This is a genomic window from Acididesulfobacillus acetoxydans (genome assembly GCF_902729405.1).
In the GTDB taxonomy this organism is placed as follows: Bacteria; Bacillota; Desulfitobacteriia; order Desulfitobacteriales; family Desulfitobacteriaceae; genus Acididesulfobacillus; species Acididesulfobacillus acetoxydans.
Map to the genome: position 1 here is coordinate 3,674,602 of NZ_LR746496.1, position 18,552 is coordinate 3,693,153.

The following is an 18,552-nucleotide window of genomic DNA, read 5'->3' on the forward strand; positions in this document are numbered from 1 at the left end:
ACCAGAATCACGGCGCTAGGCGCTGACCGGATCCTCCTCTCCCGCGTCCATCCGCACCGTCAAAAGTTTGGAAACTCCCGACTCCTCCATGGCAATCCCGTAAAGGACATCCGCCGCTTCCATGGTCCCTTTGCGGTGGGAAATGACTATAAACTGAGTAGAGGCGGAAAGTTTCCGGATGTAGCCGGCAAAACGCTGTACGTTGGCGTCGTCCAAGGAAGCCTCGATCTCATCCAGCAAACAAAAAGGACTCGGTTTGACGTGAAGGAGCCCAAACAACAGGGCTATGGCCGTCAAAGCCCTCTCCCCGCCGGACAGGAGGGAAAGCCATTGCAGTTTCTTTCCTGGCGGCTGGGCGATAATCTCCACCCCGGTTTCCAGCAGATTGTCCGGCTCAACCAGGCGCAATTCGGCTCGGCCGCCGCTGAACAGTTCCTGAAAGGCCCGGCCGAAAGCCGCGTTCACCGCTTCAAAACCTTCTTTGAAACGCAGACTCATGGTTTCATCCAGTTCCGAGATCAGTCGCCTCAGCTTCCCGCCGGCTTCCAGGAGATCCTCCTCTTGGGCCCGCAAAAACTCCCGCCTTTCCGCCAGTGCGGGATATTCCGTAACGGCCGCCTGGTTAATGGGCCCGAGCGCTTCCAACTCCGCGCGCCGGACCTTGATCCGTTCCTGGATCTCAGCGCGTGCCATTTCCGTCTCATAAGCCAAAGCTTCCGGCCAGGACAGGGCAAACTCATCCGCTAAGCGGACAGACCCTCCTTGCCACTCGGTCTGCCAACGGGTTGCCGCCAGTTCCAGGTTGTGCTGACGCTGCTCAAGGGCCATCAGATGCTTACGGCTTGCACGGGTCCGCTCTTCGGCTTTTGCCGACCGGGCGGAAAGCCGCTCCCGCTCTTCTCTCAGTTGCACCAGCCGCAGTTGTTTCTCACTTCTGCCTTCTTGCGCTTGGACCAAAGTCTGGCTCACATTTTCGCTTTCCCCGAGAACCGCCGCCAGGCTCTCCTCCATTCGGGCGAGTCTTGCTTCTTCCTCTCGCAGCGCTCGGGCCTGCTCGGACGCCCGCGCCTTTTCCTCCGCCAGTTGAACCGCTGTCTGGCGCAGTTCCTCCTCCCATTTCGCCATCTGCACTTTCGCCTCTGTCAAAGCCTCTGTCAACCGTTCCGCTTCCCCGGCAGCCGCCTGGGCCCGCGCCTCCTCCTGCCGCAGCTCCCGGCGCAGGCCGGACACTCTTTCTTCACCGGCCGACACCGCACTCAGCGCTGCTGAGAGCGCCTGCCCCGCCTCCTCCTTCTGAGCCCGGATCCCGATAAGATTCTGCCGCGCGATTTCCAGTTCCTCACTCCACCGCTTCAACTGAACCTCCAAAGTCCCGCGGTTAGCGGCCAAAACAGCCTTCTCCTCCTGCAGCGAGCGCCGTTTCTCGCTCAAATCCTTGAGTTTCAATTCCAGCCCCGTTTTTTCCTCGGCCAGTCTTTGCAGGTCCCGGCTTTTTTCCTCTTCCTCCCGGGCCAGCTGCGCCAGTTCCTCCGCCAGCAGGCCGAGTTCCCGGCTCCGTCCCAAGAAATTGCTGCCCTTACGCTGCCGGCTCCCGCCGGTAAGGGTTCCGCCGGGATGAATCTGATCCCCTTCCACAGTAACAACTCGGGCTTTATAACCCGCAGCCGCCGCCACCCGCCCCGCGGCCTCCATGTCGACCACGATTAGGGTGCGCCCCAGAAGGTTGGTCATCGCCGGGCGATAGCGCTCCTCAAAACGGACCAAGTCCACCGCCAAGCCGATAAAGCCCGGATCGGCCGCCACTGAGGACGTCGCCAAACAACCTCCCCGCACCGTGTCCAGAGGCAGAAAAGTAGCCCACCCCGCTCGCTCCGCTTTCAGAAAAGCAATGGCCCGCTTGGCTGCTTCCAGGTCCACCGTCACGATGTCTTGCTGCGCTCCCCCCAAAGCCGTCTCAAGCGCCAGCTCGTACTTCTCCTCGACCGCAATCAGGTCGGCCACGGTTCCGCACAATCCCCGGCAGACCGGATTTCCCCGCTTCTTAGCCGCCAACAGTTCGCGCACTCCGCGGGCATACCCTTCCAGGGAATCCGCCAATGAGACCAGGGCATGCTGTTTGGCCTTCAGCCTTTCCTTGCGGCCCCTGAGTTCCGCCAAAGCCCGCTCCGCCGACCGAAATTCTGCTTCCGCCTCTACGAAGGCTTCCCGCAGGCGGTTTTCCTCCCGGCTCAGGCGAGCCTCTTCCTCGTCAGACCCTTGCCGGCGGGATTGTACCTCCTCCAACTCCCCGCGCACAGTCTGCACTCGTTCCAGATAACCGGATTCCGCCTTGGCCAGAGAGGCCTGTTGCTGCTCCAGGGAGTCCAGGGTGTGCCTAACCCCCGTCAGCCTGTTGGAGCAAGCCGCCTGTTCGGAAAGGGCGGCGAATAACTCGTCTTTGGTCTTATCCAAGACATCCAAACCGTTTTTGGTCCTGGCTCGGTCCAGAGCCTCTTCGCGAACCGCGCCTTCCTTTGACGCCTCTTGGACCGTGCGCCGCAAGAGCGCCTGCTTTCCCACCAAAGCCTCGACCTTCAACCTGTTCTCCTGCTCCAATGTCTGGCCCTGCCGGACCTCCCCGGCCAGCCGTTGGGTCTGCTCCGCCAGATTGTCATAGCGCTCCCGCAGGACATTTAGCCGATTTTCCAGGGCAGCGCAAGCTTGCTCCGCACGAAAGACTTCGTTGTGCTGAAGTTGAACCGCTTCCTCAAGTTGTTTCTCCCCGAGCTTGAGTTCCTGGCTGCACCCCTCCGCCTGCGCCAGTTCGGCCTCGGCCTCCGCCCGGGTCAGGCGCAAACTGGCCTCCTCCTCTTGGGAAGCCGTCAGTTTCCGCCGGACCTCCGCCAAATCCCGAACGATCGCCTGAATTTCCAAGGTATGTAACTCTGTTTGCAGGGCCAGGCCCCGGCGGGCGACCTCCGCCTGATGGGAAAGCGGTTCCAGCCGTTCTTCAATCTCCCGCAAAATGTCGGAGAGCCGTTCGAGATTACGCTCCGTATCATCCAGCCGTTTGAGAGCTTCCCTCTTTCTCACCCGGTACTTGGCAACTCCGGCCGCCTCTTCCAGAATTAGCCGTCTCTCCTCCGGTTTGGCATTGAGGATCTCCTCGACCCGCCCTTGCCCGATAATGGAGAATCCTTCCTTTCCGGCCCCGGTATCGAGGAAAAGCTCCTGCAAATCCCGCAAACGACAGGGAGAATGATTAATGAAAAACTGCCCTTCCCCATCCCGGAAAACCCTGCGGGTCACGCAAACCTCCTGGAACTCCAGGGGAAAAATACCGCTTGAATTATCAAAAGTCAGGGATACCTCCGCCATCCCCACGGAACGCCGCCCTGAACTTCCGGCAAAAATAATGTCTTCCATGCGGCTGCCCCTCAGGCTTTTGGCGCTCTGCTCCCCCAGGACCCAACGGACCGCGTCAGCCACATTGCTTTTTCCGCTGCCGTTCGGACCGACGATCACGGAAAGACCGTGTTGCAGATCAAACCTCACCCGGTCGGCAAAAGACTTAAACCCCTGAATCGTGATTGACTTGAGAAAAACGGGAAGATTCACGGCTTCAGTCATCACCCTCCTCCCCCCAATGCTCCAGTACCTGTTGGGCCGCGTTTTGCTCCGCCTCTTTTTTCGTCCGGCCCCTGCCCCGGCCCATAATTTTTCCCTGCAGAAAAACCCCGGCCGTGAAACGCTTATTGTGATCCGGCCCCTCTTCAGCCAAAATGCGATAGCTCACTTCATTCTCTTCCCGCTGGGCCTTTTCCTGTAACGCCGTCTTATAATCACCGTAATCCCCGGAAGCGACGTCTTCGATGGCCGGCTTCAACATCTGCAGAATAACGCGCCTGACTTCCTCAAAACCGTACTGCAAATAGACAGCCCCGATCACCGCCTCCCAGGCGTCGGCTAAAATAGAAGGGCGGTCCCGTCCTCCGGAAACCTCCTCACCGTGGCCCAAAAGCAATTCGTGCCCCAGTTCAATCTCCCTCGCCTTGCGGGCCAAAGTGCCTTCGTTCACTACCGCCGCCCTCATTTTGGTAAGTTCGCCTTCCGGACGTTCCGGATAAGTCAAGTACAGATACTCCGCGATGACAAAGTCAAGAACGGCATCTCCCAAAAACTCCAACCGCTGATTGTTTTCCGCCCCCGCCCGCGGATTTTCAAACAGGTAAGAGGGATGAGTCAGGGCCATCGTCAAAAGGCGGCTGGGCGGCGTACCCAACTCCAGCCTCTGGGTCAGACCCGAACCGGTTTCTTTCCTTTTATGCCCCGCGGGGCTTCTCTTCAGCTTCGCGTTCTTATTTCGTTTTGTGTTAATCCTCATCACCCTCACCTTTGGGCAAACTTTTTCAGTACTATGGTCGCATTGTGCCCGCCAAAACCGAAGGTATTAGACATGGCCACCGCCACTTTCTTCACGCGGGCGACATTCGGAACATAGTCAAGATCGCACTCCGGATCGGGTTCTCCGTAATTAATGGTGGGCGGAATAATGCCCCGCTCAATAACCAAAGCGGAAGCGATGGCTTCGACCGCCCCCGTAGCTCCCATCAGATGCCCTGTCATGGATTTAGTTGAACTGACCGGAACGGAGTAAGCGGACGCGCCGAAGACCGACTTGATCGCTTGGGTCTCGGTTAAATCGTTGGCATCAGTCCCCGTACCGTGAGCGTTGATATAATCGACCTCCCGCGCAGTGAGTTCCGCGTCTTGCAGAGCCAGGGCCATGGCTTTAGCCGCGCCCGTGCCCCCCGGTGCCGGTGCGGTAATATGATAGGCGTCCGAAGAACTTCCGTACCCGCAGAGTTCGGCATAAACCCGGGCCCGGCGCGCTTCGGCATGCTCCGCGGCCTCCAAAACCAGGATTCCGGCCCCCTCACCGATGACAAAGCCGCTCCTGCGCTTATCAAACGGGCGGCAGACTTCGGCCGGGTTTCCTTTTTCCGTGGACATCGCTTTCATGGAACAGAACCCGGCAAAAGCCAGTTCCGTGATCGGAGCCTCGGTTCCCCCGCAGAGCACGACGTCCGCTTCTCCCCGCTGAATGATGCGCAAGGCCTCCCCTATGGCATTCGTGGCCGAAGCGCAGGCTGTGACGACAGTCAGACTCGGCCCGCGCAGGCCAAACGCCAGAGACAAATGCCCGGCCGCCATATTGCTGATCAACATCGGCACAAAAAAAGGGCTGACGCGGCCGGGACCTTTCTTCATCAATACTTCTTTCTGCTCCTCGAACGTAATCACACCGCCGATGCCGCAGCCCAGCACGACGCCCGCCCGCTCTTTGTCCAGCCCCTCCGGCGGGAGGTCCGCGTCCTTGAGAGCCATCTTGGCGGCCGCTACGGCAAACTGGGCAAAGCGATCCATATGCCGGCTCTCCTTCCGGTCCAGCCAATTTTCCGGTTGGAAATCCTTCACTTCCCCGGCCACCTGGGTGGGCAAAGCACTGACATCAAAACGCGTTACCGGGCCGATGCCTGATTTACCCTCAACCAGGCCGGTCCAAAATTCCTCAAGACTGCTTCCTACGGGTGAAATAACCCCCATCCCGGTAATCACAGCACGTCTTTTCATGGAACCATCTCCTTTTACGCCTGGAGTATTTCTTGCTTGATATTATCGAAAATCTGCCGCACGGATAAGACTTCCTTCGCTTTATAAAACTTTGACCCGGAAAAAACGAGTCCCTCTTGCATATCCCCCCGCTGGGCCTGCATGAGACGCGTAATAATGCAGAAATTTCCCTCGCATTTCTTTAAACAGCCCATGCAGTGCAGAGGCCTGACATCATCCCCACGCGCCAGGGAGTCTGTGAAAGGATTGCGGATACCCCTGCCCGGCAAACCCACGGGACTGTGGATGATCACCATGTCCTCCTGCCCCGCTCCCAACAGGTATGCCTTATACTCTGGGGCCGCACTGCTTTCTTCACTCAAGGCAAAGCGAGTTCCCATCTGAACCCCGTCCGCCCCCAGCCGCAGCACCTCCACAACATCCCTGCCATCCATAACCCCTCCGGCCCCTATGACCGGAATGCGGACAGTCTCCTTCACCTCAGGCAGAATCTCACGCATGGAGCGTTCGGTGCCCAAGTGTCCGCCGGCCTCATTCCCCTCGACAATGACCGCGGCCGCGCCCAGTTTTTCAGCCAGCCTGGCCAGCTTGGCACTGGAAACGATGGGAACCACCGCCGTTTTCGTTTCCTCGCCCCAAGCAAACATATCCCGCGAAAAACCCGCTCCGGATACCAGGAGGTCAATCTTTTCCTCCAGAGCGGCTTGGGCCAGCTGAGCAAATTCCCGTACGGCAAACATAATGTTGACTCCGATAATTCCGCTTGTGCGCCGTCTGGCTTCCCTGATCTCTGAACGCAATTCGGGCACAGACATCCCGCTGCCCGCGATGAGCCCGATTCCTCCCTCTTCCGCCACCGCGGCCGCCAAAGGTGCCAAGGAAATCCGCACTGCCATTCCGCCTTGGATAACGGGAACCTTCGCCACCAAATTCTTTAAACGGAGCTCGGGTATTTGCACAATATATCCTCCCTAAAAAATTTTCGCTCCGATACACCCAGTCCTTTTCAGCCCCGTTCTCCATTCCGGTTGGAGTAAACTCGTTCAACTAAGTTGAACATAAGCAGTTTTTAGTGCATTAAGCCGAGAACTGCCGAAACTCGTGGGTCCGCATCGCCAATGTTAATGCCAGGTTTTTGTGTGAGAGTAAGGAAGAGAATCTCCTAAAAGAAAGTCCCGCAGTTGCTACGGGACCCCCACTGTCTACTGGTTTTCTTTAATGTACTTGACCGCGTCGCCCACGGTTCGGATTTTCTCCGCCTCTTCATCCGGAATATCAAGGTCAAATTCCTCTTCCAAGGCCATTATCAATTCCACAATATCCAACGAATCGGCATTCAACTCTTCAAAGGAGGTTTCCAGTGTGACATCGTCTTCATCGACTCCCAGTTGGTCGACCACAATGGACTTAACCTTCTCAAATACTCCCATGATGCATATTCACCTCCTCTCCCGGTCTCTGCTGCGGCTCTACATCTCCATGCCACCGTCCACGCACAAGGTCTGCCCGGTGATATAAGCCGCATCCGGTGAGGCCAAAAAAGCGACCGCTTTGGCCACGTCCCGGGGTTCACCCACCCGGCCCAAGGGAATGGTCTGCGCAATCCCGTTTTTTACCTCATCTGGTAATATATCCGTCATGTCGGTCAGAATATACCCCGGCGCAACCGCGTTCACGCGAATTCCCCGGGGCGCCAGTTCCTTCGCTACCGACTTGGTCAAGCCGATGACACCGGCTTTGGCGGCCGCATAGTTAGCTTGTCCGGCATTGCCCGAGATACCGACCACCGAGGCAATGTTCACAATCACCCCGGCGCGCCGTTTCAGCATCCCTTTGGCCACGGCCTTAGTGCAGAGGAACACACCTTTAAGGTTGGTAGCCAGGACGGCATCCCAGTCCCCTTCCTTCATGCGCAGGATCAGGTTATCGCGGGCAATCCCGGCATTGTTGACCAGAATGTCCACCTTCCCGCAGGCATCCTGGGCTGTTTTCACCAGGCGGTCCACATCCCCTGCCAGGCTCACGTCTGCCTGCACGGCCATCCCCCTGCCCCCCGCGGCCTCGATCTCGTGCACAACCTGCAAAGCCTTGGCCTCGGAGCCGGCATAATTGACCACGACTTGGGCCCCGCCCGCAGCCAGTTCCAAAGCGATAGCCCGTCCCAACCCCCTGGCCGCCCCGGTGACGATTGCCACGCTTTCATTCAGCAACATTTTATCGACTCTCCTTTAAATATGCAAGTGACTTTTCCAGCGAAACCCCATCCTCGACCCAGAGAAGATTGAGATCGGGGGCAATCTTTTTCGCCAGCCCGGTCAAGACCTTGCCGGGCCCGCACTCCACAAAAGTGTCGACTCCCAAATCAACCATCCGGCGCACCGACTGCTCCCACAACACGGCCGAACTCAATTGTCGGACCAAAGTCTCCCTCAGACGGGGAATCTCCAGGGTTTCACGGGCATCCACATTGGCCACGACCGGACAGGATGGCCTCTGCCAAGAAACCTCGCCCAGAACCCGGCTCAAATCCCCGGCCGCGGGCCGCATCAGGACGGAGTGGAAAGGCCCGCTGACAGGCAGAGGGATCACCCGTTTAGCGCCCAGCTGCTTGGCCTCGATCAGGGCCTGAGCCACCGCCTCAAGCCTGCCCGAAATTACAATTTGACCGGGACAGTTATAATTGGCCGGGGCCACCTCACCGAACTCCTCGGCTCGGCGGCAAGCTTCCTCGACCCCCTCGGCGGACAGCCCGAGCACGGCCGCCATGCCGCCCGCCCCGTCCGGGACAGCCCTTTCCATCAGCTCCCCCCGCTTGCGCACCACGCGCAGGGCTTCGGCCAGCCCGATGCTGCCCGCGGCAACATAGGCCGAGTACTCCCCCAGACTGTGCCCCGCCAGGTAGTCCGCCTTAAGTCCTGCATCCCGCAACGCCCGCCAAGCCGCGATGCTTACCAGGAGAAGCGCGGGCTGAGTGTTGGCGGTCCGGCGCAACTCGTCTTCCGGCCCCTCCTCAATCAAGCGCACGAACCGCTCGCCCAAAATCTCCCGCCCGGTTTTCCGGACCTCCTGCCCGGCGGGCGTAGAAAAGAGTTCCCGACCCATGCCCACGTACTGAGAACCCTGCCCGGGAAACACACAAGCCAACTTACCCATCAGACTTCTCCTCCTTACCCAACTTCTCCTCCTTACCCTAAAGCCACTTCTCTGCCCGCAGCGCCGCTTCCCTGCCTAAAATTCCCGGACACCCGGGCTGCCGGCGTCACAACTTCCCATCCCTTTATGTTATTTATGAAAGTGCGCGGTCAGCTTGGCATACGCTTCTTCCGCTTCCGCCAGAAGAGAACGGATGATCTCGGCCGCCGGTTCAATCTTACGCACCGCGCCTGCCACCTGGCCGGCCATGACGGAGCCGTTGTCGACATCTCCCTCCACCATGGCCAAGCGCAGTTTACCCGTACCGAACTTCTCCAGTTCCTCTTTAGCCCGTCCGTCCGCTTCCAGCCGGGCAAATTCCCGGGTAAAACGATTGTCGAGACAACGAACCGGATGACCGAGCGATTGCCCGGTGACCACCGTGTCCCGGTCCCGGGCTTTGAGAATTTTCTCTTTGACGCGGCCGGAAACCGTGCACTCCTCGGCACACATGAAACGGGTGCCCATCTGAACTCCCTCGGCTCCCAGAGCCAAGGCCGCCAGCAAGCCGCGCCCATCCGCGATGCCCCCGGCGGCAATCACCGGAATGTGTACGGCATCCACCACCTGGGGCACGAGCGGCAGGGTGCAGACCTCGCCGACATGCCCGCCGGACTCCATCCCCTCCGCGACCAAGGCATCGGCACCGGCCTTTTCCAATCTTTTGGCCAAGGCTACGGAAGCAACAACCGGTATAACTTTTGTTCCCACTTCCTTCAGCACCGGTACATACTTCCCGGGATTTCCCGCCCCGGTGGTGATGACCGGTACCCGCTCCCTGACAATGACCCGGATGATTTCCTCGACGAAGGGGGACATAAGCATCACGTTGACCCCAAAGGGCTTAGACGTAAGTTTTTTGACTTTGGCAATCTCCGCCTCCACCCAGGACGCCGGGGCTTGGCCGGCCCCGATAATACCCAGACCCCCGGCTTCGGAGACCGCGGCCGCCAACTCCCCCGTGGCGACCCAGGCCATCCCTCCCTGAAAGACAGGGTACTCGATATTTAACAGGTCACAGATTCTCGTCCGTATCAACCGTTCCACTCCTTCCCTGCCCATTTGAGCACCGCCGCTCCCCAAGTCAAGCCCGCTCCGAAAGCGACCATGAGCAAAATATCTCCTTGGGCTACCCGGCCTCCCCTCACTGCCTCATCTAAAGCGACCGGAATGGAAGCCGCCGACATGTTGCCATAGCGGTCCAAATTGATCACGACTTTTTCGGGGGAAATGCCTAATCTCTTGACGGCGGACTCCACAATCCGCATATTGGCCTGATGCGGCACTAAGAGGTCTACCTCTTCTTTTCTCAAACCGGCCTTCTCCAAAGCTTTGACAGCTGCCTCTCCCATGATCCGGACGGCAAACTTAAACACCTCGTTACCCGCCATGTGAATCGTATGCATCTTCTCTGCCAGGGTCTCAACGCTCGGCGGGTGGGCCGAACCCCCCGCGGGCAGCATCAGCAGATCCCCGCCGCCGCCGTCCGCTCCCAATTCGAAACTCAGGAAACCGGCGCCCTCCTCCACTCGTTGCAAAACGGCCGCCCCGGCGCCGTCTCCGAACAAGACACAGGTGGATCGATCCTCCCAATTCACCAGCTTGCTCAAAGTTTCCGCCCCGATCACGAGAGCACTGCGGTACATGCCGGTGGCAATAAACTGACTGGCCGTGGCCGCGCCGTAGATAAAACCACTGCAGCCCGCTTCCAAATCGAAAGCCGCACAGTTCTTGGCCCCCAGGCGCTCGGCGACCAGACAAGCCGTAGCCGGAAACGGATAGTCACCCGTCACCGTCATGACGATCACGAGGTCGAGTTCCTCCGCGCCCACCCTCGCGGCCGCCAAGGCCCGCAGGGCTGCCTGGTAGCACAATTCGGACACCGGCATCCCGTCCGGCACAATGTGCCGTTCTTTGATCCCGGTGCGCGTCGTGATCCACTCGTCATTCGTGTCCACCATTTTCTCCAAATCGGCATTGGTCAAGACCTTCTCCGGGGCATAGGAGCCTGTGCCCACGATTCCCACGCTGTACATTACTTAACCCCCCATAACTTCTTAGTCTACTCCACCGGCTCAGTCCACTCCGCCGGGACAGGACCCCCGTCCCAACACCCTCCGGCACTATCGGTCCGCCGGCCGCAGAGCCCGGCTGATTTCTTCCACAAAACGGGACTGCACGCATTCTTTGGCGACCCGGACCGCATTGCGAATCGCTTTGGCTTTGGAACTGCCGTGACAAATGATGCTGATCCCGTTCACCCCTAAGAGGGGCGCCCCGCCGTATTCGGCGTAATCCAGACTCCGGGCGATCTCTTTGAGGCCGGGTTTGACCATAAGAGCTCCCAATTTGCGCACCGGCGAAGAAGTGATTTTCTCTTTGATCTGCTCAAAGAACGCACCGGCCAATCCTTCGGCCGTTTTCAGCAGGACGTTCCCTACGAAGCCGTCGCAGACGACGACGTCCGCCCGGCCATACGGTACATCCCGGCCCTCGATATTTCCGATAAAGTTCAACCCGCTGGCCTTGAGCAGCGGATAGGCGTGTTGGGTCAGGTCGTTTCCTTTTCCTTCTTCACCCCCGATGTTCAAAAGCCCAACCCGGGGCTCCCTGAGGCCGAGAATCCTCTCCGCGTAGATGCTGCCCATCCGGGCGTATTGCAGAAGGTGTTCCGCTTTCGCGTCGGGATTGGCACCCACATCCAAGACCAGCTTCCCGCCTTCCAAGGTGGGCATGACTGTGGCAATGGCCGGACGCTCCACCCCCTTGATCCGGCCCAAGCCCAGGAGCGAAGCCGCCATTTGCGCTCCTGTGCTCCCCGCGCTGACGAGAGCGTCCGCCTCCTTCTCCCTGACCATCCGGGTTGCCACGACGATCGAAGAATCTTTTTTGCTGCGCACGGCTTGAGCGGGATGTTCACCCATAGCCACGGTTTCCTCGGCCTGGCGGATAACCACATTCCCAGGCTGGGAACCGTTCGGCAAGAAGGGTTTGATCTCCCTTTCTCTTCCCACCAGGATCAGTTCCAGCTGAGGAAAAGCCTCCGCCGCCTGGCAGGCCCCTTTGACGATTTCCCCGGGGGCATGGTCTCCCCCCATGGCGTCCACCGCAATCTTCATCTTTCATTCCCCCTCTCCCGCGGCAAAGGCGGCGGCCGCAAAACCGAACATAATCCATTTGCCGCTCAGAACATCCTCCCCGTTAACCCGGGAGACCACCTCAATCCAATACTTATCCTTTTTGCGTTTGATGACCCTTCCTTCGGCCACCACTCGCTCCTTCAGCCGGACCGGTCTGAGAAATTTGACTTCCGCACTCCCGGTCAGGGCGACCTCGGCATCGATCAGAGCCACCGCCAGGGAATTGGCTTGTCCGAACAAATGGTGTCCGCGGGCTGCCTGGGCTTTGGTCAGGATCATCGTCTTATCAATCATCAGTTCCGAGCGCCCACAGCGTCCGATCTTCAGCTCCAAAAGCTTCCCCACAATCTCCTGTTGACCCAGTGCCCTTAACTCGATAGCCTCGTTCGCCACCAGCCGGGTGCGCTGTCTGAGTTCCGCTATGCCCAACTCCGCCCGGTCCAAGCGGATCGTCGGTACACTCACTCCGAAATACACTGCCAATTCGCGGTCGGTCAGGAGCGGATTGCGGGCAATAATGTCCCGCAGGTTTTCCTGCCGCCGTTCTTTTTGCTGATAGCGCATGCCCCATCACCCGTCTCGGTCATTATCATGACCCTGGTTCGATTTTTATTACCTGGTCATAATTATAACCGAAGCACCTCCCCTGTGCAAGCGAAGGCAACAATCCTTCGCAGTTTTTCCTGATCTAAGCCAAGTTTCGGCAACATAAGCCAAGTTTCGGCAGTCATTGGCATGAGTCGTTCGCTTTGCCCAGCCGCGCCAGGCTGCTTTGCGGCCGGAAAGCGAAAACCGCCCGGGGATTGCCCGAGCGGCCGCTATTCTCATGTGCCGATCAGCTTGACTGAACCAGATCAGCTTTACTGAACCAATTGTAAGACTCCCGCTTCCGCGGGCAAAGGCTTACTCGCTGACGGTAAGAACTTTTTTGGACTTGTAATACCCGCAGGCGGGGCAGACATGATGCGCCAGTTTTAACTTATGGCATTGGGGACATTCGGTGATATTCGGCGCGGATAATTTCCACATAGCCCGGCGTTTGCGCACCCGAGCTTTGGATTGGCGATGTTGAGCAACACCCATGGTTACACCCCCTTCATAAAAGTCAATCGTCCAATGTTAATTTCGCTAAGCCGGCCAGCCTCGGGTCGGCCTCGCTTGTCACACACCGGCACTTTTCCCGGTTCAAATTGGCGCCGCACAGCTGGCATAAGCCCTGGCAATTGGGTGTACAGACAAACTTCATGGGCAAGGCCAGAACTATCTGTTCCAGAATGCGCTCATTGATCATGAATTCATCTTTCTCAAACAAAAAAGCGGATTCTTGCTGTTCTTCTGTGGCTGAAGGAGCATAAACCCATTCATCTTCAAAGCTCAGATTCATAGGATAGCGGAAATCCTCCAGACAACGGCCGCAGACCGCCTTCAGCTCTGTGACAACAATCCCCTGCGCCAGCAGTAACTTTCCTGTGTTATGCACCCGAAGCTGAACGTGTACCGGAGATAGGAAAGAAATCGTCTCACTTGCGAACTCAAAAGGCGGAAAATCTTCCTCCAAGTCAAACTGAGCCGTCTCACCGGCAGCACGGCGAACCCTGGTGATATTCACTTTCATATCTCATCACCCCGATACACAGTCTATATTATATGGGCCCGCAAATATGTTGTCAAGGAAACGGAAAACCGGTCGGGAAACCGGTCTCACAGACCTCTGACAACCTCCTCCGTCTCCAGAGCAATCATGAGTTCCTCGTTGGTCGGAATCACCAGGATCGGGCAGCGCGTTCCCTCGGCCGAAATATCCACTTCTTCGCCGCGCACTTTATTCTTTTCCGGGTCAACGGCGACGCCCATATAGCTGAGTCCGCCGCAGACTGCCTCACGCATGCCGGCGGAATTTTCCCCCAAACCGGCCGTAAAGATAATCGCGTCCACCCCGTCCAGAATAGCCGCATAGGCGCCGATGTACTCTTTGACATCGTGAGCAAAAATATCGAGAGCGAGTTGGGCCCTCCCATTGCCTTGCTGCGCCGCCGCTTCGATATCCCGGAAATCGCTGCTCACGCCTGAGACGCCCAGAACCCCCGAGCGTTTATTGAGGAAGTCATTGATTTGTTCAAAATCCATGTTTTCCTTACGCATGATATAGGACACAATGGCCGGATCGAGATTCCCCGAGCGGGTGCCCATCATCAGCCCTTCCAAAGGGGTGAATCCCATCGATGTTTCCACCGACTTGCCCCCTCTGACAGCCGTGATCGAAGAACCGTTGCCCAAATGGCAGCTGATTAGTTTCAGGCTTGCCAAGGGCTTTTGCAAGAGGACCGCCGCCCGTTGACTGACATATTTATGCGAAGTACCGTGAAATCCATAGCGGCGAATCTTGTATTTTTCGTACATCTCATACGGCAAACCGTAAATGTAGGCCTCTCTGGGCATGGTCTGGTGAAAGGCCGTGTCAAAGACCGCCACCTGCGGCACACCCGGCATCAGTTTTTGGCAGGCTTTAATACCGGCAATATTGGGGGGATTGTGCAGGGGTGCCAGTTCCACACAGTCTTCGATTCCCTTCATGACCTCGGCGGTTACCAACGCGGACTGGGCAAATTCCTCCCCACCGTGGACAACCCGGTGCCCCACGGCCCCAATCTGTCCCAGATTTTGCATTACGCCGTATGTGGGATCGACCAGAGTGTCCAGGACCAGCCGGATCGCCACCGTGTGATCGGGAATTTCGAGCACCGCGGCTTTCGCGTCTTTTCCCGCCGGCCGGTGGGTCAAACCCGAACCGGACATGCCAATCCGCTCCACTAAACCCTTGGCCAGAGGATTCCGGGTCACCGTGTCGAGCAGTTGATACTTTAGCGAAGAACTGCCACAGTTAATGACCAAAATGTACATTTGCTTCAGCTCCCCTACAAAAGAGTTAAAAACTTACATCCGCAACAGTAAAAACACCCCCGGGGGCGATCCTGCACCGGATGCGAAACCCGCGCCGAGCGCCGGTCTCGGTTCAAACGTCGAGTGCTGGCGCTGCTCCCATACGGGCATCCGCCCGTCTTTTACGGCGACTGCCTTAGTGAGTGTACCACAGTTTTTCTCCGTTTTTCAAGTCCTTACTCCATCAGCCTTCTTATTTCAGAACATTGTGCCAGGGCCGCCTCCCGCCCGATGTCGATCGTCTCGGCAGCGGCGTCAAATTGAAGACTGCCAATATGTCCCACCTCAGGCTGGAGCAAGAGATCCGCATCAAGGCAGTGGCTGCGGAAAACCTCCTCCTGCAGGATTTCCACCGACTGCATCAAGACGTCCAGCGTCCCGCCTATTTTGCCGTTCAGGCCTTTTTTCACGTCCACGGCCAAGACCTTTTCCGCTCCCATCTCCCGCGCCACGTGGACCGGCAGGCGATTCTTCACGGCACCGTCGACGAGAAGGCGGTCCTGATAGCGATAGGGCCGAAAAACCCCCGGGATGGAGATGCTGGCCCTGACCGCCTGAGCAACGCTTCCTTCCCGGAAGACCACCAGATCCCCGGTTTCTAAATCCGTCGCCACAACCGCCAAAGGGACTTCCAAATCCTCGAAGGTCGCATCCCGGGTCAGCAGGCGCATGACCTCCAAGACTCGGTCGCCCTTGAACAGGCCTTCCCGCGGCACGGAAACGTCAAACAAACGTTTGGTAAAACCGGGATAGATGAGAAGCCTCTCCACGCGCTCCAGGTCAAGACCCGTCGCCCAGATTGCCCCGAAAATAGCCCCGGCACTGCAACCCACGACCAGATCCGGCCGAATGTTTTCCTCTCTGAGAACCTGAAGGACTCCCAGATGCGCAAATCCTCTCGCTCCGCCTGCTCCCAGAACCAGACCCTTCTTGCCCATTCTCCCCTCCTAAACAAAATACTTCTAGAAGACAACCCTCCCCCCATATACTCTAAAGACCGAAAGAAACAAGACTCTGCTCTTACAACCTTCAGCCCGCACCTTTGAACTTGGACGGTGATTCGATGTCTAAAGCCATACGTCCTCTCTTCATTCTTATTCTCGCCGTGGCTATGTTCATGTATCCTCAGGAAGTTCTTTCCGCGGCTGCCGGCGGCATTGAGCTTTGGGGCCGTTATGTTCTTCCCGCCCTGCTCCCCTTTTTCATTCTCTCCGACCTTTTCGCGGGGACCGGTCTGGTCCATTTTCTGGGCGTCCTCCTGGAACCTTTGATGCGTCCGCTCTTTCGCCTCCCCGGAAAGGCGGCTTTCGTGGTGGCCATGGGGTATTCATCCGGTTTTCCCATGGGTGCGGTCCTAACCGCCAAACTGCGGCAGGAGGGAGAAATTACGCGAGCGGAAGGCGAACGGCTCCTTTCTTTCACCAATAACCCCAGCCCCGGCTTCATTTTCGGGGCTGTGGCCGCCGGGCTCCTGGGGCGACCCGGACTGGGCCCGCTCTTGGCCGGGTCCGTCTACCTCAGCAATCTCGCCGTCGGCATACTTTTTCGTTTTTACGGTCCCTACCCCCCGGCGAAAGAGACGGGCCGTCCTTCCCTCCGTAAAGCCTGGCAAGCTCTGCTGGCCTTCAGAGCAAAAGATGATCGCCCCCTCGGCCGCATTCTGGGGCAGGCTGTTCAACAGAGCGTGACTACCGTTTTGGCGGTCGGCGGTTACATTGCTTTTTTCGCCGTTCTCGTCCGCCTTTTGACCCTGTGGAAAATCACCCTATACCTGGCAGTTCTGCTTCATCCTTTGGGACAATACTTCCTGCCTTTGCCGGCACTTAAGTCCCTCCTGGACGGCCTTTTGGAAATGACCCTCGGCTGTCAGGGGATGGTCAAAGCCTCTTCCCAACTCGGCACCCAAGTGGCGGGCCTCGCCCTGATCATGGGTTGGAGCGGGCTTTCGGTTTTCGCCCAGGTGGCAGGTTTCATCTCCGCCACGGATTTAAGGCTTTTCCCTTTTGCCTTGGCACGCTTCCTCCACGCTTTTTTAGCCCTCATCCTCAGTCAGGTTTTTCTTCGCCTGACTCCGGTCCCGGTTTCCGGCCCTGCCTGGTCCGTTCCGGCAGGAACCGACATCTGGCTCGGATCTTTGGCTCTGAGCGCCCGCTTCTTCCTGGGCAGCATAGCTCTCCTGTTTCTCCTGGCCTTCTTGCGCAGGGTATTGTCCCGCTCAAGTTAAATGATTTTTCCCCTGACAGCGATCGCTTGCGCCTATCGAATCCGAAGACCGATCCTCAGGCCTCGGCTTTTTTCTCTTTATCCGGTTTTTTCTCGTTATCCGGTTTCTTCTCCTGCTTCTTCTCCTGCTCCTCTCTCTTAGCCATCGTTCTCAGTTCCTCGCGGTTGTGCCTCAAGGATTGCAAACTGTCCTGCAGCCGTGCGTCCACGTGCCCCAGCAGTTCATCCGCATATTGGGCCGCCCCGGCCTTGACCTCCCGGGCATAAGCCTGAGCCTTCTTGACGATGTCTTCGGCATAAGCTTCGGCCTGTTTGGCAATTTCGTCTTCCCCCGCCATCTTCTCCGCATAACTCTTGCCCCGCTCCACGATCTTCTGAGCTTCGGTCTCGGCTTCGTTAATAATCCTTTGCCTTTCGCTCAGGATCCATTTGGCATCCTGAATCTCCTCGGGCAGAGCGGCACGGATGCGGTCCAAAATGTCAAAGACCCCTGTGTCATCCACCAAGACCTTACCCGTCATAGGGATTTTTGTTCCACGATCCACGATTTCCTCAAGTTCTTCGATCATCGCCAGAACATCGTTATCCAAACCCATCCTCTCCTTCTCGTCTGTATGGAAGCCAAATTCTGTCGCCTGAGCGGGCACACTTGCCGTCGGCACATACTGCGGAACGCTATCGGCCCGGCTCGACGTCCGTGCATTGCAAATACCGGACCACCGTATCCCCGTATGACGCTGTCTTTCTCGTTTCAAACCGTTTCGGAACCAAGATGGACTCATCCTTCGCCGTCTCGGCCACAATAACCCCGCCCGGATGCAAGCGGCACGGCTCACTCAACTCCGCCAGAGCCCTGTCCACCAGTCCCAGCCTGTAGGGAGGGTCAAGAAAAATTAAATCAAACACCGGGTCCTTGTGCTCTCTCAAATAAACGAAGGCATCCATGCACCATAAGCGGACCCTCTCTTGCATACCGGCCAAGCGAATGTTGGCCCCGATCACCCGGGCGGCTGCCCGGCCGTTCTCCACCAGAACCGCCTCTTTTGCTCCCCGGGAAAGCGCCTCTAAGGCCAGGCTTCCGGTACCGGCAAAAAGGTCAAGCACGAAAGCTCCCTCCAGCTTGTCCCGAAGAACATTAAAAACAGCCCCTTTGACCTTGGAGGCGGTCGGTCTGGTCTGACGCCCTTCAACCGCTCTCAGCCGTCTTCCCCGTAACTCGCCCGCTATGATCCGCATAGAAACAAAAACCGTTCCTTTCTCCCGCCTGAAGGCCCCCTTTGTCGTTCCACCGGCTCCCAAGCGTCTTTCTCACACCGGCCATGACTCGATGTTATACTTTATCTATTTTAGTATAGCACAAAGCGTCCCCCAGCCAAAAGACCGAACCGTGGATAAAATTCGCCTCGGGATTCAATACTAACTCCGTGCTCAACCCGGTTTAGTT

18 protein-coding genes are annotated in these 18,552 nt (G+C 57.8%); 1 reads left to right on the forward strand and 17 read right to left on the reverse strand.

Annotation, left to right across the window (positions count from 1 at the left end; all coding sequences use genetic code 11):
• Positions 1-15: 15 nt before the first annotated feature.
• The 15 genes from smc to MNU25_RS16460 all read right to left on the reverse strand — a co-directional run bounded on the left by smc (position 16) and on the right by MNU25_RS16460 (position 15,823).
• A complete protein-coding gene (gene smc, locus MNU25_RS16390; protein ID WP_240986046.1) occupies positions 16-3,609 on the reverse strand; it encodes a chromosome segregation protein SMC in 3,594 nt (1,197 codons plus the stop codon).
• Positions 3,602-4,363, reverse strand: a complete 762-nt coding sequence (gene rnc / locus MNU25_RS16395) for a ribonuclease III (RefSeq protein WP_240986047.1) — start codon at positions 4,361-4,363, stop codon at positions 3,602-3,604. The genes smc and rnc overlap by 8 nt, the downstream gene beginning before the upstream one ends.
• A 5-nt stretch (positions 4,364-4,368) precedes the next feature.
• Positions 4,369-5,613 (reverse strand): beta-ketoacyl-ACP synthase II, encoded by a 1,245-nt coding sequence (gene fabF, locus MNU25_RS16400; RefSeq protein ID WP_240986048.1) that lies wholly within the window; start codon positions 5,611-5,613, stop codon positions 4,369-4,371.
• Between the two features lie 14 nt (positions 5,614-5,627).
• Positions 5,628-6,572, reverse strand: coding sequence for an NAD(P)H-dependent flavin oxidoreductase (locus MNU25_RS16405; protein WP_240986049.1), 945 nt, complete (start codon positions 6,570-6,572; stop codon positions 5,628-5,630).
• A gap of 243 nt (positions 6,573-6,815) precedes the next feature.
• Positions 6,816-7,043: an acyl carrier protein gene (gene acpP, locus MNU25_RS16410; protein WP_047829616.1), complete on the reverse strand. Its 228-nt coding sequence runs from the start codon at positions 7,041-7,043 to the stop codon at positions 6,816-6,818.
• A gap of 39 nt (positions 7,044-7,082) precedes the next feature.
• The gene (gene fabG, locus MNU25_RS16415; RefSeq protein ID WP_240986050.1) at positions 7,083-7,826 is read right to left on the reverse strand and encodes a 3-oxoacyl-[acyl-carrier-protein] reductase; all 744 of its coding nucleotides are present in this window, start codon (positions 7,824-7,826) and stop codon (positions 7,083-7,085) included.
• 1 nt (position 7,827) lies between these two features.
• The gene (gene fabD, locus MNU25_RS16420) at positions 7,828-8,766 is read right to left on the reverse strand and encodes an ACP S-malonyltransferase (protein ID WP_240986051.1); all 939 of its coding nucleotides are present in this window, start codon (positions 8,764-8,766) and stop codon (positions 7,828-7,830) included.
• 129 nt (positions 8,767-8,895) lie between these two features.
• Positions 8,896-9,843 (reverse strand): enoyl-[acyl-carrier-protein] reductase FabK, encoded by a 948-nt coding sequence (gene fabK, locus MNU25_RS16425; RefSeq protein WP_240986052.1) that lies wholly within the window; start codon positions 9,841-9,843, stop codon positions 8,896-8,898.
• Positions 9,840-10,841, reverse strand: coding sequence for a beta-ketoacyl-ACP synthase III (locus tag MNU25_RS16430; RefSeq protein WP_240986053.1), 1,002 nt, complete (start codon positions 10,839-10,841; stop codon positions 9,840-9,842). Before MNU25_RS16430 ends, fabK begins: the two co-directional genes overlap by 4 nt.
• A gap of 87 nt (positions 10,842-10,928) precedes the next feature.
• On the reverse strand, positions 10,929-11,924 hold the full coding sequence (gene plsX, locus MNU25_RS16435; RefSeq protein ID WP_240986054.1) for a phosphate acyltransferase PlsX: 996 nt from the start codon (positions 11,922-11,924) through the stop codon (positions 10,929-10,931).
• A gap of 3 nt (positions 11,925-11,927) precedes the next feature.
• Entirely contained in the window at positions 11,928-12,509 is a 582-nt protein-coding gene (gene fapR, locus MNU25_RS16440) for a transcription factor FapR (RefSeq protein ID WP_240986055.1), read from the reverse strand.
• A gap of 339 nt (positions 12,510-12,848) precedes the next feature.
• Complete coding sequence (gene rpmF / locus MNU25_RS16445) at positions 12,849-13,028, reverse strand: 50S ribosomal protein L32 (protein WP_047829610.1); 180 nt, start codon at positions 13,026-13,028, stop codon at positions 12,849-12,851.
• A 22-nt stretch (positions 13,029-13,050) separates the two neighbouring features.
• Positions 13,051-13,560, reverse strand: a complete 510-nt coding sequence (locus tag MNU25_RS16450; RefSeq protein ID WP_240986056.1) for a YceD family protein — start codon at positions 13,558-13,560, stop codon at positions 13,051-13,053.
• Positions 13,561-13,646: 86 nt separating this feature from the next.
• Complete coding sequence (locus tag MNU25_RS16455; RefSeq protein ID WP_240986057.1) at positions 13,647-14,846, reverse strand: acetate/propionate family kinase; 1,200 nt, start codon at positions 14,844-14,846, stop codon at positions 13,647-13,649.
• A gap of 215 nt (positions 14,847-15,061) precedes the next feature.
• Positions 15,062-15,823 (reverse strand): patatin-like phospholipase family protein, encoded by a 762-nt coding sequence (locus tag MNU25_RS16460; protein ID WP_240986058.1) that lies wholly within the window; start codon positions 15,821-15,823, stop codon positions 15,062-15,064.
• Positions 15,824-15,948: 125 nt separating this feature from the next.
• Here MNU25_RS16460 and MNU25_RS16465 point away from each other — a divergent pair, with 125 nt between their 5' ends.
• Positions 15,949-17,109 (forward strand): nucleoside recognition domain-containing protein, encoded by a 1,161-nt coding sequence (locus MNU25_RS16465; RefSeq protein WP_240986059.1) that lies wholly within the window; start codon positions 15,949-15,951, stop codon positions 17,107-17,109.
• Between the two features lie 55 nt (positions 17,110-17,164).
• Here the strand turns inward: MNU25_RS16465 and MNU25_RS16470 are convergent, their stop codons facing one another.
• Together MNU25_RS16470 and rsmD are read right to left on the reverse strand one after the other, a co-directional pair.
• Positions 17,165-17,698 carry an SPFH domain-containing protein gene (locus MNU25_RS16470; RefSeq protein ID WP_372503573.1) on the reverse strand — a complete coding sequence of 178 codons (534 nt, stop codon included), beginning with the start codon at positions 17,696-17,698 and terminating at the stop codon, positions 17,165-17,167.
• An 85-nt stretch (positions 17,699-17,783) separates the two neighbouring features.
• Positions 17,784-18,344: a 16S rRNA (guanine(966)-N(2))-methyltransferase RsmD gene (rsmD, locus tag MNU25_RS16475; RefSeq protein WP_240986061.1), complete on the reverse strand. Its 561-nt coding sequence runs from the start codon at positions 18,342-18,344 to the stop codon at positions 17,784-17,786.
• Between the last annotated feature and the right edge of the window lie 208 nt (positions 18,345-18,552).